The organism is Spirosoma horti, assembly GCF_054776595.1.
Genome location: NZ_BAAHBQ010000002.1, coordinates 968,500 through 982,815 on the forward strand (window position 1 = coordinate 968,500; position 14,316 = coordinate 982,815).

Annotated in this window: 11 protein-coding genes; 9 read left to right on the forward strand and 2 right to left on the reverse strand. The window is 47.7% G+C overall.

The genetic code is table 11. The features are described 5' to 3' along the window. Window positions 1-142 precede the first annotated feature (142 nt). The 6 genes from ACYVAM_RS07940 (at window position 143) to ACYVAM_RS07965 (ending at window position 9,395) form a co-directional block, all read left to right on the forward strand. Entirely contained in the window at window positions 143-4,375 is a 4,233-nt protein-coding gene (locus tag ACYVAM_RS07940) for a chemotaxis protein CheB (RefSeq protein WP_461065646.1), read from the forward strand. A gap of 175 nt (window positions 4,376-4,550) precedes the next feature. Beyond that, a complete protein-coding gene (locus tag ACYVAM_RS07945; protein ID WP_461065648.1) occupies window positions 4,551-4,970 on the forward strand; it encodes a response regulator in 420 nt (139 codons plus the stop codon). Between the two features lie 871 nt (window positions 4,971-5,841). After that, window positions 5,842-6,399: an RNA polymerase sigma factor gene (locus tag ACYVAM_RS07950; protein WP_461065650.1), complete on the forward strand. Its 558-nt coding sequence runs from the start codon at window positions 5,842-5,844 to the stop codon at window positions 6,397-6,399. A gap of 121 nt (window positions 6,400-6,520) precedes the next feature. After that, window positions 6,521-8,113, forward strand: a complete 1,593-nt coding sequence (locus tag ACYVAM_RS07955) for a sodium:solute symporter family protein (RefSeq protein WP_461065652.1) — start codon at window positions 6,521-6,523, stop codon at window positions 8,111-8,113. A gap of 1 nt (window position 8,114) precedes the next feature. Next, complete coding sequence (locus tag ACYVAM_RS07960) at window positions 8,115-9,047, forward strand: dihydrodipicolinate synthase family protein (RefSeq protein ID WP_461065654.1); 933 nt, start codon at window positions 8,115-8,117, stop codon at window positions 9,045-9,047. Window positions 9,048-9,152: 105 nt separating this feature from the next. After that, window positions 9,153-9,395 carry a hypothetical protein gene (locus tag ACYVAM_RS07965; RefSeq protein WP_461065656.1) on the forward strand — a complete coding sequence of 81 codons (243 nt, stop codon included), beginning with the start codon at window positions 9,153-9,155 and terminating at the stop codon, window positions 9,393-9,395. 46 nt (window positions 9,396-9,441) lie between these two features. Here the strand turns inward: ACYVAM_RS07965 and ACYVAM_RS07970 are convergent, their stop codons facing one another. Further along, window positions 9,442-9,900 (reverse strand): response regulator, encoded by a 459-nt coding sequence (locus ACYVAM_RS07970; RefSeq protein ID WP_461065658.1) that lies wholly within the window; start codon window positions 9,898-9,900, stop codon window positions 9,442-9,444. Window positions 9,901-10,133: 233 nt separating this feature from the next. On the opposite strand from ACYVAM_RS07970, the gene ACYVAM_RS07975 reads away from it, so the two are divergent. Together ACYVAM_RS07975 and ACYVAM_RS07980 are read left to right on the forward strand one after the other, a co-directional pair. Then, window positions 10,134-10,727, forward strand: coding sequence for a hypothetical protein (locus tag ACYVAM_RS07975; protein ID WP_461065660.1), 594 nt, complete (start codon window positions 10,134-10,136; stop codon window positions 10,725-10,727). A 744-nt stretch (window positions 10,728-11,471) separates the two neighbouring features. Continuing rightward, the gene (locus ACYVAM_RS07980) at window positions 11,472-12,713 is read left to right on the forward strand and encodes a tyrosine-type recombinase/integrase (protein WP_461065662.1); all 1,242 of its coding nucleotides are present in this window, start codon (window positions 11,472-11,474) and stop codon (window positions 12,711-12,713) included. Window positions 12,714-12,907: 194 nt separating this feature from the next. On the opposite strand, the gene ACYVAM_RS07985 is transcribed toward ACYVAM_RS07980, so the two are convergent. Then, on the reverse strand, window positions 12,908-13,219 hold the full coding sequence (locus ACYVAM_RS07985) for a hypothetical protein (protein ID WP_461065664.1): 312 nt from the start codon (window positions 13,217-13,219) through the stop codon (window positions 12,908-12,910). Between the two features lie 364 nt (window positions 13,220-13,583). Between ACYVAM_RS07985 and ACYVAM_RS07990 the strand changes: the two genes are divergently transcribed. Beyond that, on the forward strand, window positions 13,584-14,021 hold the full coding sequence (locus ACYVAM_RS07990; protein ID WP_461065666.1) for a hypothetical protein: 438 nt from the start codon (window positions 13,584-13,586) through the stop codon (window positions 14,019-14,021). Window positions 14,022-14,316 lie beyond the last annotated feature (295 nt).

Here is a 14,316-nt window from a genome sequence, read left to right on the forward strand (position 1 = left end):
TCGTCCTTTTATTCCTGTGCGGCTATTCGTAAGTTTCGACTTCTGAAAGCCGGTATTGGTACTACTCTTCGACGCACCGATGCAGAAATAAAGTACTCAACAACGAAACCATCAATTGGTTTACCCATAAATTTAGACACACATGCCCACTACCCCTGTCTCTTCAACCCTGCAACCTGACAAGATACCACCCGTACCGGTCGTCGCTATCGGCGCATCGGCTGGCGGTATGGAGGCCTTTTCCGAACTGTTGGCAAACCTTTCGCCCACGACTGGACTGGCCTATGTATATATCCAGCACATGGCCGCAAGCCACGAAAGTCAACTGGCGGCCATTTTGGGTCGGGTAACCCAAATGCCGGTTATGGAAGTTGAACACCTGGCCCCGGTTGAAGCCAATAAGGTCTACATTATACCACCCAATAAAAATATGGAGATCGTCGACGGGGTGCTAACGCTGATGCCCCGTCGACGTAAACCTGTCTCGGAGTTGGAAACGGTGTCGGAAAGCCTACAGCATCTGCCCATCGACCAGTTTTTTGTGTCGCTGGCCGAGCGGCAAAAAGAGGGAGCCATTGGCGTGGTACTGTCGGGGATGGCACACGACGGTACGCTGGGTTTGCGGGCCATCAAGGTGGCCGGTGGAATCACTTTTGCCCAGGATAAAACGGCCAAGTACCAGAGTATGCCTCAATCGGCCATTGCCGAGGGCGTTGTCGATCTGGTGTTGTCACCTAAGAATATGGCTGCCGAACTGGAACGGCTGAGCCAGCAGCCAGCGATCTTTCAGCAAACGGCTCTGGCCGAAGCCCAGGCCGAGTTGGTAACAGATGTTGATGAAACGCCCGAAGAAGACCTGCGGGTTATCATTCAATTCCTGAGAAAAACCATCGGTGTCGATTTTAGCCAGTATAAAATGACCACCATCCGTCGGCGCATCATCCGGCGCATGGTGCTCTACAAACAGGAAACCCTGAAAGCTTACCTGCACTATTTACGGCTGCACCCGGCCGAAGCAGGGCTGTTATATAACGATTTGTTGATCAACGTGACCAGTTTTTTCAGGGATGAAGAAACGATGACCTTCCTGCAAACGGATATACTAACCAGGCTCATCAAGCATAAATCTGAGCGCAATCCGCTTCGTATATGGGTGCCGGGCTGTTCGACCGGGCAGGAAGCTTATTCAATAGCCATGCTGCTGCTGGAACTGGTCGCCGAAGACGCGGACACGGTGGGCATTCAGATTTTTGCGACCGATCTGAGCGAAATAGCTATTGGCCGGGCCCGGCAGGGTACGTATTCGCTGAGCGAAGTGGCCAACGTGTCGCCCAAGCGGCTGCAACGCTTTTTTACGAAAAATCAAACGACTTATCAGATCAGTAAAACCATCCGGGATCTTTGCGTTTTTGCTCCGCACAATATTTTCAAAGATCCGCCCTTTTCCCGAATCGATCTGGTTAGCTGCCGAAATCTGTTGATTTATGTAAATACTATTTTACAGCGAAAAGCCCTTATCACCTTTCATTACGCAATGAACCCCGATGGATATTTGTTGTTGGGAAAGTCCGAAACGGTTGGCTCTACTGTATCTTTGTTTACGCCCGTTGAAAAGAATTACAAACTATTCAGCCGTAAAAATGAGCGGTCAGATACGATAGCAGTTAGTGAGGCCATTATTGACCGCTCAAACGGGGGGGCAATGTCTCCAACAATGATTCCTAAAACTACCGACATTAGTAGCGGTAGACATCCGTCAGGTAAAAGTCGTCAAGCTGTGAATGATTTAGATAAACGGGTCGATCAGGTAATCCTGAACCACTTCATGCCGGCCAGCGTACTGGTCGATCAGGAGTTGGATATTTTACAGTTTCGCGGGGAAACCAGTTTGTTTCTGGAACATGCATCGGGCCGAGCTAGCCTGAACCTGATGAAAATGGCACGCCCCTCGCTGGCCTTTGAGATTCGCAACTTGATCCATAAGTCCCGGAAGTCGGGTCAGCCAATGCATAAGTCTGGCCTGTCGATCACGGTAAACGGGAAAAACCACCTCGTTTCCATCGACGTGCTGCCCCTGGGCGATGGAGCTGAAGCTGAAGAACGGTTGTTTCTGATTCTTTTTCAGGAGATTTTGCCGACTATACCCCCTGGGTTTGAGCTGACAGATGGCTTCCACAACCCTCTGGAGGAAGAACTGGCCATCGTTCGGGAGGAGATGCGGGCCATCATTGAAGAGCATGAAATAGCCAACGAGGAACTGCAATCGGCTAATGAAGAGATTGTGAGCAGCAATGAAGAGCTGCAAAGCATCAACGAAGAGCTGGAAACGAGTAAAGAAGAGATCGAATCCACCAACGAAGAGCTGCAAACGATCAATCAGGAGTTACAGCTCCGCAATGATCAGCTTACGGAAGCCTACATGTATGCCGAAGCCATCTTTTCGACCATCCGCGAAGCCACGCTCGTACTCGATAAGGATCTTCGGGTAAAGAGTGCCAACCAGGCGTTTTTTCAGAACTATGGCATGAGAGAGGAGACGACCGTGGGGCAGCTGATCTATGAAATTGGGAACCGGCAGTGGGATATTCCCCGTCTGCGCGATTTGCTGGACGAGGTCTTCCGGCAGGATAAGTTTATTCAGGGATTCGAAATGAAGAACGTGTTTCCTGATATTGGCGAAAAAGTAATGCGGGTACATGCCCGCCGGGTTATTCAGCAGCAACGGCAGGAAGCCATTCTGCTGGCTATCGAAGACATTACCGAGCAGCGGCAGGTGCAGCAGATGCTGGAAGAACGCCAGGTCTGGCTACATGACATCATCGATTCGGCCCCCACGCTGATCTGGGTAGCCGGGGCCGACAGCCAGTACACGTTTTTCAATAAAGCCTGGCTCAATTACACGGGCCGTACGATAAGTCAGGATACAGGACGGGGCTGGGTAAAAGACATTCACCCCGAAGACCGCGCAGAGTATATTGCCTTATACAAAACCAGTTTTATTGCCAAGGAGCCCTATCAGGCCGAGTATCGCCTGAAGCGAAGCGATGGTGAGTATCGCTGGATGATGGAAAATGCGCAGCCCACCTTTGGCCCCGACGGTACCTTTAGTGGCTTTATCGGAACCTGTGCCGAGGTACACGTTCAAAAAAGCCTGAATCAGGAATTGGATAGCCGGGTGCAGGAACGCACACACGAGTTGACCGTAGCCAATACCAAACTCGTACAGGCCAATGGTGAACTAAGCCAAACGGCCGAAAACCTACAGGCCGTCCTCGATACATCACCAGCCGCCATTGGCTTACTGAAGGCTATCCGGTCGGAGCAGGGCGAGGTGGTCGATTTTAAACTGGTGGTCTGGAATCAAAAATTCGCCCAGATTGTGCATGAGTCGATGAAATGGCTCTCGGGTAAACTGGCCAGTGAACTGGCTGATGGCTTATGGCAGGAAGAAACCCTGGATCAGCTTCGGCAGGTACATGCCAGCGGTAAAGCCGCCTATCGGGAGCAGCAGGAGATTGTGGGCGGTCAGGAGCGATGGGTGAGCATGTCCATCAACAGGCACGATGATGGCGTTATTCTGACGGGGCTGGATATTACTCAGTTAAAACAGGCCGAACAGCAGCAGGATCGCTGGCTTCAGGAACTGGAACGTTCGCAGCAGACCATGCTGGACCTGGAGCAGATGCGCCGGTATGTGCGGGAACGGGGCGAATTCCTGCGGACAACTTCGCACGACCTGCGGGGTAGCTTCGGGGTTATTCAGGGGGCGGCTTCCCTGCTGAACTTGATGGATACCAAAGAAGAACGGGAGCAAATGCTGAGTATGCTGAACCGAAACCTTGGTCAGGTAACCTCCCTGCTGACTCAACTGCTCGATTACTCGCGTCTGGAGTCGGGCCAGGAGCAGGTATTTAATCAGTTCTTCGATGCCTCTACGCTCCTGCGCGAACTTGGCCAGAGTATGAAACCCGTTGCCGCGGAGCGGCAACTGTTGATCCATGTTGAAGGACCGGATACATTGCCCGTAACGGGCGACCAAGTGAAGGTTCAGCGAATTGCGCAAAACCTGGTCCTGAACGCCCTGAAATACACCCGGGAAGGGAGCGTAACCATTACCTGGGGAGCAAGCAACGATGGCGGCTGGCAACTCAGCGTGCAGGATACGGGGCCGGGCATGCCCGAGTCAACGACCCGTCAGTTGCTCAACAAGACTGAAGCGACGCTGCCTAGCGGACAGGAGCCCTTTGTGTCACCGGCTTCGGGCGAGGGCATCGGTTTATCCATTGTCAAACAGCTCAGTACGATGCTGAAAGCACGGATTGAGGTAGAAAGCAAGGCTGGTGTAGGTACGGTGATACGGGTAGACTTCCCCTAGTCCTCGGGCAACTAGGATTGATAGGCATAAAGCCGCTGATTTCAGCCGTTTTATGCCTGTTGGTCGATCAGAAAATAAGCGTAAAAATATAAAAGCGAATGCAGCAAAATGGATTGCCTCAACGTATTGAAAGTTATAAATTGATCGCTCCGGGTTGCCTATGGTCGTAAACCGAATGATCTATATCGTCGATGACGGAGCAGACTACCGTTTTTTGCTTCAGCAAGTACTCGCCCGATTCTTGCCCGACCTCCGTGTGCACTTTTTTGAAAGTGGCGACGCGTTGCATCAGCATATCCTGACCGAAAGCTGTGGCCCGGCCGATGAAGTCCGGCCTGCGCTTATTATCATGGATCTGAACATGCCTGGTCTGACTGGTTTACAAACGCTGGTCCTGCTGAAGCAGCAACCAAGTTGGGAGCAAGTCCCTGTCGTTATAATGACGAGTGAGGGTTCACCGCAGGAAATCGAGCAGTGTTATCGTGCGGGCGCTAACTCATTTGTTCTTAAACCAACTGAGTTTATGGCCCTGAAAAATACGCTGACCGAGATTTGCCAGTACTGGACAATACTTAACCAGCGCCCCTATTCCTGAAGATTACAAAGCCGCATCGGGTAATGGTCGAGTCAAAACCTCGTTCAATGAGCCCATCTGCCCCATCGGTTCAACGGATCCATCTGCGCCTAGTGATGGATGAAAACTACAGAACACGGGCGGATTCCAGCAGACAGGAGGCCTCGTTATACGGTCGTGTTTTTTTGGTTATCCTAAGTAATTGAGCCCCTGACTAACCTAGGAAATGTATCTTTTTTTAGCTCATGACCACATCGCTCCTTGCTGTTGAAGAAGTGTTGCGTATATAGGTATAGGTTATAGATTCAGGTCTATGAATGGTCAGTAACGCTGTATGAACAGTACACGTAAGTAAGCAGCCCCATTTTTTTATGCCATAATCTGTTCGGGGCCTGCTTTGCTACAGTTAATTGCTTTCCTTATCTGCTTTGAGTAAGCTATTCTGGGCTGCATTGTCGTCTTTGGCTGGTAGCTGATTTTTTACTTTTTGTGCATGAAAATGAGGGATTTGAATACAAATAAGGCTCTATAAGTGGTGCTTACTTAGGTTTGTATATTTACTTAGTCATTGTAATGCGTAATTTCGGGGCAACTTATTGCATGGAATCGTTTATTGGTAACAGTAAAAAGATCATTCATGTAATAATCGGTTTTTGGTAAGCCTCGCCCTTCGATACTATCGAAAAAAATAATGAGATTTGATTGGCAGGAGTTAATGCAATCGGGCGGTATTATCGCCGATTTTCCTTGCCGTTTAGTGGCCTGAAGTAGCCTAAAGTGCTGTTAGCTAACTTTACTTTTTGTTCTATGATCGAGTTGCCGAATCTGATTTGCGTCAGTAACCGGCAAATGATCTATAGGTTGCCATAATCCCACCGTCTCTGAAACTAGTATGCTTAAGCTATCCGATCAAGAACTTATTACGCGTTACATTACCACCGGTAAGAAGGAGTACTTTGCTCAGATTTACATTCGCCACCGCCAACTGGTCTATCAAAAGTGCTTGTTCTATATGAGCAATACGGATGATGCAGAAGACTTCGTACAGGATATTTTCGTCCAATTGACCCGGAAGGTTTATAGTTATAAAGGCGAGTCGAAATTTACCACCTGGCTGCATTCCGTTACGGTAAACTACTGCATCGATCAATTGCGGAAACAGCAGCAGAACCAGACCATGTGGCGGAATTATCAATACGATCTGTCGCAGATGACCGACTGGGTGAGTTCGTCAGATGAGGCATACTTTCAGGCCTTCGAGCAGGTGCTTACCCAACTGCCTCCCTACCAGCGTGACCTGCTGCTGGCTAAATACAAAGAAAGGGCACCGATCAAGGACATTGCCTTCAGTCAGGATATAACCACGAGTGCGGTTAAGATGCGGATCAAACGAGCGCGTGAATATGCGCGGCTCCTGTACGACAAAATTCTGGCTGAGCAGGAATGCTGAGGTGTGTTTGAAGAAAGGAGTTTTGGTTCAGCCTGAGTAAGAAAGCTATTAACGGCAGCTTTTAGGCTGCAGCGTGGCCAATTGTGACCAGCATGACGAACTCATTTAATGGTTTAACCGTATGAAAAATCTGCCCATCATCGATCTGGCTGTCATTGTCGGCTACTTAGTCGCCATGGTGTTGGTGGGTGTTTATTTTTCCCGGAAAAACAAAAGTGCTGATCAGTTCACGAAAGCGTCCGGCCTGATTCCGGGCTGGGCAACGGGCTTATCCATCTACGCTACGTTTCTAAGCAGCAACACGTTTCTGGGCGTGCCCGGAAAAGCGTTTGGTGGCAACTGGAATGCGTTTGTTTTCAGCCTGTCGATGCCCCTGGCGGCTTATACAGCCGCTCGCTTTTTTATACCGTTTTACCGGCGTACCGGCGAAATATCGGCGTATACACATCTCGAACATCGGTTTGGTCCCTGGGCCAGAACCTACGCCGTTGTCTGCTTCTTACTGACTCAGCTGGCTCGGATGGGCTCTATTTTCCTGGGGATTGCGCTCAGTTTACAGGCGCTTACCGGCTATTCCATGCAACTGATCATGGTTATCATGGGCGTTTGCATCATTGTTTATACCGTTCTGGGTGGGATGGAAGCTGTCATCTGGACCGAAGTCGTGCAGGCGGTTATCAAAACCGCTGGTGCGTTGCTTATTCTTTACCTGATTGTCGAATCGGTGCCCGGCGGAACCGCTAAAATTGTCGAGATCGGGCAGGCTAATGACAAGTTCAGTCTTGGTACATTCTCGTTTACCTTCACAGAGTCTTCCTTCTGGGTCGTATTGCTGTATGGTTTTTTTATTAACCTGAACAACTTCGGAATGGACCAGAATTACATTCAGCGGTATCATACAACGGCTTCCACCAAAGAAGCGTCGAAATCACTCTGGCTTTGTGTGTGGCTCTATGTACCGGCGTCGCTGCTTTTCTTTATCATTGGCGCGTGTTTGTTCTCCTATTATCAGTTTCATCCCGAATACATCGAGGCCATTAAACAAAAAGTGGCGCTGGATCGGTTGCCCGCCAGTGCGTCGGCGGCTGACATTACCCGGCTGGTGTCTACGCTTCAGCCCGCCGATTATGGCGACAAAATCATGCCGCATTTTATGGTAACTAAAGTGCCACCGGGGCTGATGGGCCTGATCATTTCGGCTATTCTATCGGCCGCCATGAGCACCATTAGTTCAGGAATGAATGCATCGGCCACAGTATTTACCGAAGATATCTATAAACGCTACATAAACGCTCACCTGTCGGGCCGCAACTGGCTGAGGCTGCTGCATCTAACAACGGTGGTGTTCGGGCTGGCGGGCTTGGGAGCGGGGCTGGCCATGATTGGGGTAAAAAGTATTCTGGATGCCTGGTGGACATTATCCGGTATTTTTGCCGCTGGTATGCTCGGACTATTTTTGCTGGGATTGATCAGCCGCCAAACGAGCAATCCTGTAGCCTTGACGGCAACCACGATTGGCGTGCTGGTGATTCTCTGGATGACGTTTTCCGGCAACCTGCCCGACGAGTACAGTCACGTCCGTAATAGCCTGCACAGCAACATGATCATCGTTGTGGGGACATTGACTATTTTCCTGACGGGCGTACTATTGACAACATTTACCAACCGTAGCACCAGACATCGTTCTGAAGGCGCTGTTGTTTCGCACGATTAACATGAAAACATCCGAAAAAGGCTTCATTCCTGTTATGCTTACGCCATTTACGACAACTGGCGCTGTTGATTTCGAGGCACTTACCCGGCTTACGGAATTCTATTTGCAGGCTGGGGCGGCTGGTTTGTTTGCCAATTGCCTGTCGAGTGAAATGTTCGAGCTAAGCGAATCCGAACGGCTTCGGGTAATCGAACATGTAGTAAAGGTGGCCAATGGCCTGGTGCCCGTGGTCGCGACGGGAACGTTTGGCGGGCCTATTGATCAACAGGCCGATTTTGTGAAAAAAGTACATGATACGGGTACGCAGGCGGTAATTCTGATCACGGGTTTGCTGGCTAATGAAACCGACCCGGATTCGGTATTCAACGAACGTGTTTTTCAGTTGCTGGATCGCACGGGCACTATCCCGGTCGGTTTTTATGAATGCCCGGTTCCGTATAAACGCCTGATTTCGCCCCCGCAACTGCAGCTGTTTGTGGATACAGGGCGGGTGATTTACCACAAAGATACCTCGCTCGATCTGGGGCAGATCAAGGAAAAGCTTCGGTTGGCTGCAAGGCCCGGCTTTGGATTGTACGATGCCTACATGGTCCATGCTGTCGATTCGTTACGGGCGGGTTCGGCGGGACTTTCCTGCATTCAGGGTAATTACTTCCCCGAGTTGATCGTCTGGCTTTGTCGCCATTACGATGACGCCAGCCAGCAGGAAGCCGTTTCCCGTGTGCAACAGTTTATCATCGACCATATGGACGTGATGCACACCGTCTACCCAACCGTGTCAAAATACTTTTTGCAGTTACGGGGATTCGATATAACAACCGTTACCCGACGGGAGGTAGGCCTCTTTACCCCTGAACTGGCCCGGCAAATTGATGCGCTGTTTGGGGACTACACCCGTCTACAGTACGAACTGGCGCTGGCGGTTGCTCTTTAACGGTGCCCGTTCGCTCGTAAATGGTCTGGCAGACACGCTCCCGTTACGGGTGCAGGTGTCAGGAAACGGAACGGTTTCGTAGCTTGCCGCGATTTTCCTGAAGTTATGAAGCTCACCTGGACATTCTATCCCAAGGGGGACCCCAGCATTACGCTCACGGTTGTGTATGTGCCTCCGTTAGACCGGTTTCCGGCCGCCGGTTATCTTGAGGTGGATACCAATACCGCCTATGTGAGCTGGACTACTTTTCGCGTCTTTGATTCAACGGATCAATCGGCAAAGAAAGCGCTCTTTGGCTCCCTGATCCGGGTGGAGCGGTTCGATGTATCCATGCTTTTTTTGTCCTGAAACCCGTTCGGTTTGCTGCCCATTAACGTGCAGGTCGATGTAAAGGTTACCGTCTGGTTAAGAGCTGAACGGGCGGAGGTGCCGTTGGCGGAAGAAGCGTGATCTCGTACCAGTATTTTCTCAAAATGCTGATGTATTCCTTCCAGCCAGCTAGATCTTGAGGTTTCGTTGTATAGGCAACTGCCCCTAAAGAATAGGCTTGTTTAATGAACGATGGCAAAGTCGACACGGTGAACATGACAATAGGAACTTGCCCTCTGAACCGACTATGTAGATGAGGGAGTAAGCTTAAGCCGTCTACATCCTGACGCAAATCAATATCGAGTAAAATTAGCTGCGGTAGTTTGTTTTTTGGATTTTCCAGGTAATCGGTCACTTGTTGAGAGGAAAGCAGGCAAATAAAATTGGCTTCTGGAAACAGTTCATTTGCCAGGTGTTCGATCAAATCGAATGTTGCTTGATCATCATCAATGACTAAAACATCGAATCGGGAATCTTGTACCATTATCTTAAGGGCTAACGTTCAGTCTGTTATGTACTCGTTCTTATCGATTGTAAAGGGCAATAAAGGTAGAAAATGTATCTCAGTTATTTTTGTATGTCACAGCTGTATTACTATACGAGTACATACGGGATACAAATGAAACGTGTGGAAGCATTGATGCCATCAATGATCAACTCCATAAGAACGCAGCTTTTATGTGTATTCTTGCTGAACTGTGTCATTGACTACTAGCCATGTACTATGTATTCCTATATCTGCTCTTCCTGCCTTGGTGCGTTGGCGTTTCACCCAACGTGGACGGATTGGGCCATTATTTGATTGGTGTTACTTCGCCTGAATCGTTGGATAGATCTGTCTTTAAAGAAGAAGATCAGGTCTATGTCAAAGGAACGCTAACCCTAACCTGCCCGCACATTCGTGTGTTTAAAGCACCCACGGCGGAGGTGGCAGCCATCCGGGTCAGCAATCTCTCGCTGGCTTTCTATGATAACCAGTTGTTCGCCATTTCCTGCGACTATAGTCCTGCGCTAAAGAACGCCTTTGTTGCGAAGCATGGAAACGGCAACCTCCTGTCGAAAACCAACCTTTCGCTTTGCCTCAGCAGGCCGGATAAGCCCCTACAGATCATGGGCGAAAGCTGGAAGAGCGGAGACATTCGGGCAATGGCTATTCGGATGGAGGGCTACACGTCCGATTGTCGGCAGGAGGAGAGTACCTGGTTGCTGATTGCCAGCCAACGGGTTACCGCGCTATCATCCGAATGCGATCTGGGGAGCAGGCAGGATTTGTCTGATCGTCTGTTGAATGGCCAGCGCCATGAAGAGTAAACGGCTAACGATCAGTTAAAGGGACTCAAATAAGGCGAACCCACGTATCTACTCTTACCGTTGCGACCAGTAGAAAAAGGAGAAATCCAACCAATCGCCAATATCCAGTATGCGTATGTTTCTCTAAAAACGCTGGCTCTACAAGTGCCAGCGTTTAGTTTCTATCCACAACTCTGCACATCGATAGGTATACCGATGCGAGAGTGGGGAGTAAAATTATCGGTTCAACCTCTATTCTGTTAAGTTAAATTTCACTGATTTATATACTATTTTCGTATTTAGGACAAAAGGTAGTATTTATTGTTATTTAGATAGTTGATTTGGTGCTTAATAGTAGTCAACTTAGCATTTCTAGTCAAAATTTGATCTGGAAGGGCTGGTTGAAGACAGTAGCGCTCGTTTTCTTTTATTTTTCTCCAATTCTATTCAATATATAAATCAACATTGGGATAGACTTATATGCTAAGTAGGTGACCTTTAAGAGACAAATCAAGTTTTACAAAATTCTTGCTGGCTCTATGTGAACGGCTTAGCACTAGCCTAGATCTTGGTCTCATGGCCAGGAAGGCATTAATTGAAATACTTCAACCCGCAGCTAGATTAAGTTGGAGAGTACAAAAAGGCTATTTGAGCTGTGATGTTTGGTATAGACAAAAAATCCTGCAAGTAGTTACATAATAATGCCTGCCTTCTAGTCAGTTGGCAGGCATTGTCGTTTCTGCTATCACTCAAACATTGCTCAATATGCCACTTAAAGAATCTCTTGCCCATTTAGAAAGGGGTATCATCAAGCCCTACAAACTTCCCAAACTGTATGATTGTGGCGATAGCTTAACAAACAAAAGCGGCAAGCCCGCCCGTTGGTTCGTGTATTATTCCTACCTCGATCCCGAGACCAAGAAATTCAAGCGATTCAAAGAAGCTGGTAAGCTGAACCAACTAAAAACTAAGGTTGATCGCCATAAGTATGGAGCTCAGGTAATAAAGCACTTTACGGAGTTGCTTAAAAAGGGCTACAACCCATTTTTACCAATAGAAGAGCAGGTATTTGGCGAAATCACCACGCTAGCACAGGCAGTAAAAGTTTACATTGAGGTCAAGAAAAAGGGGCTGCGTGAAAAGACTATGCGGGGCTATTGCTCTACTTTGAACAACTTATTAAAATGGAGCAAAAGAAGAGGTCTGTCGAGCTTACCGCTGAAAGAAATTATATCTGCTGATCTGGAAGCATATTTCGACTTTGGACAGTCTGAGAAGAAGTGGAAGGCTACAACGCACAATTCTGCCCTCAAGACCATTCGAGCGTTTTTTGCTTACTGGAAAGACAGGGAGCTCATCCGCACTAATCCGGCCAAAAGCATCAAGAAACTCCGTGAAGAGGCCGGACGTCATACAGCTTATAATGACAAGATGGTTGCCGAGATTACCGAGCACCTGAAAGGGCAGAACACCCCAAAGGGTTTGCAGCTATACCAGTTTATTCAATGGCTGTACTACACCTGTATTCGACCTAATGAGCTGATAGCACTAACAATAGGAGACATTCAATGGAAGACCAATACTATCCTAGTACCAGGAAGCGTCTCGAAGACTGGCCGAACGGAGCCGGTTGATCTTTCACCGGGCTTGGCTGAGGTGATAAGCAACATGAACTTAACTAATCTACCTTCGGATTGGTACATTTTTGGCAACCAAGCTAAAGGTGTAGCAGGTGATTACTGCGACCCTAAGCCAGGTCTAAAGCCAGTAGGCCCCAATTTCTTTTCTAAATACTACCGACAAGTCCTTAATGAGTTAGGGGTGGGTGCTGAGTACACTATGTATGGGTGGGAGCATACGCGTAATGTTCACCTATGGATACAAACGAAAGATCTGATGAGGATCATGCGTCACAACCGGCATACCGACCCCAAAGTAACGATGCGCTACCTGCGGAGCCTAGGTCTGTTGGTAGATACCCGGCTTGATGATAAACGGAGGATATAATGGAGATATTAACGACAATCTTTTTTATCTCAATGGGCAGGACATTATAAGCCCGGTCTCAATGAGGCCGGGCTTCACTTATTAAGATTCAGATTTAGTTGATTTGTTTAGCCATGTAAGCTATCCAGCCGATAGTTAATCTGAGTCGATCAAAGACTGGATTAATCCCTTCTCTTGAATCCAGATTAAATTTCTTAAAAACTTTCTCTAAAATAATCTGGTCTCCACAATCCATGTCCGTCCTTATTGCCATAATTTTCAGTAAAAAACTCTCTTAACTCAGCCTCACGCGCCTGGAATTGATTTATATAAATCCCCGCCAACACATTCCCTGTGGCCCAGGTGCCATGTCCCTGATAATTGGTAGCGTGGGCTATCTCAATAAGCTCATAAGTCTGAATAAGTTCTTTAACCTCTTTTACGAAGGCTTCCGCTGCTGCTTTATAAATCTGTTTTTTTCCTTCTCCTAAAACTGGTACTGGGTTAGTTGTTTGTTTGGCTTCCATAAAATAGTAAGGTTGGTGTTCGTAGGGGTAACTTCAAAATACCGAAATCAATTCAGGGGCAGTTTCTAATTTACTACTTGGTTTAAGTTGCTGTAAACCTGATAAATAAATTAATCAACCATATCCATCTCTATATGCCGGTTTACTCTTGCGCATTGGTTTGAAGTCGGTTACCGCCAGCGTAACAAACGCTGAAGTAGAGTTAAATGAATCAGCTATTTACTCAACTCTTCACTAAAAAGCTCAGCCAAAAACGGTTCCAGACAGTTTGCGTGAAAAAGTTAATTTATCTTGCCGATTAATAAATTTATAAAACTTAGTACCCTCGTTTTGCATTAATAAAGACACGCTAAAACATATTAACATGCAAAACCCTTTCATAAGTGAAGCAGAGCGTAATACTCTTATTCAGTTTTCCCGACGCTTGCATACCGACCCAGACATAAAAGAAGTAGTAGACAAAAATGATGGAGGTACTACGACGAATGTCGATTTCCACGACGAAATACCGTTAAGAATTTATCAGAAACTACTGATTTACCTTGACAACGAGTACAGAGAAGAGGCTTATAAAATAGGGTCCAACAGAGGTCACTATACACTGCCTGATAGATTTGGCCTCATAACTCTCCTGAAATACGCTCACAATGATGGTCCTGAGGGAATCATGAAAAAGATAACTCAGTATTTAGTCGATCAATCGAAACTTAACGACAGGCCTGTTGGGTCATTAACGTTTGATGAATTGACAGAATACATACCTATGCTTTTAGAAAACCTAAAGAAAAATAATTTGATTTAATGCTAAAACGAAGAAGCCAAGCACGGCTGCTTGGCTTCTTCGTTTTATAAATGAACACTAACCGGGTGCTTGAGTGCTTGTACAGGCGGATAGGTTACGTTATTCTTTATCTTAGGATAGTTGAAATCCGGTTTCTTAAGCGGCAGCCATACTCATTTGGAGTATTCTGTGTACGTCGTCAACCGAAAGTGGACAGATGCGGGTGAAAAGAGATGAGACGGTTTTAACCGCTTTGTACTCGCTGAAAAATATGACTTTTCCGTCGTTTGAGCATCGATAACTGCTTAGTTTTTTG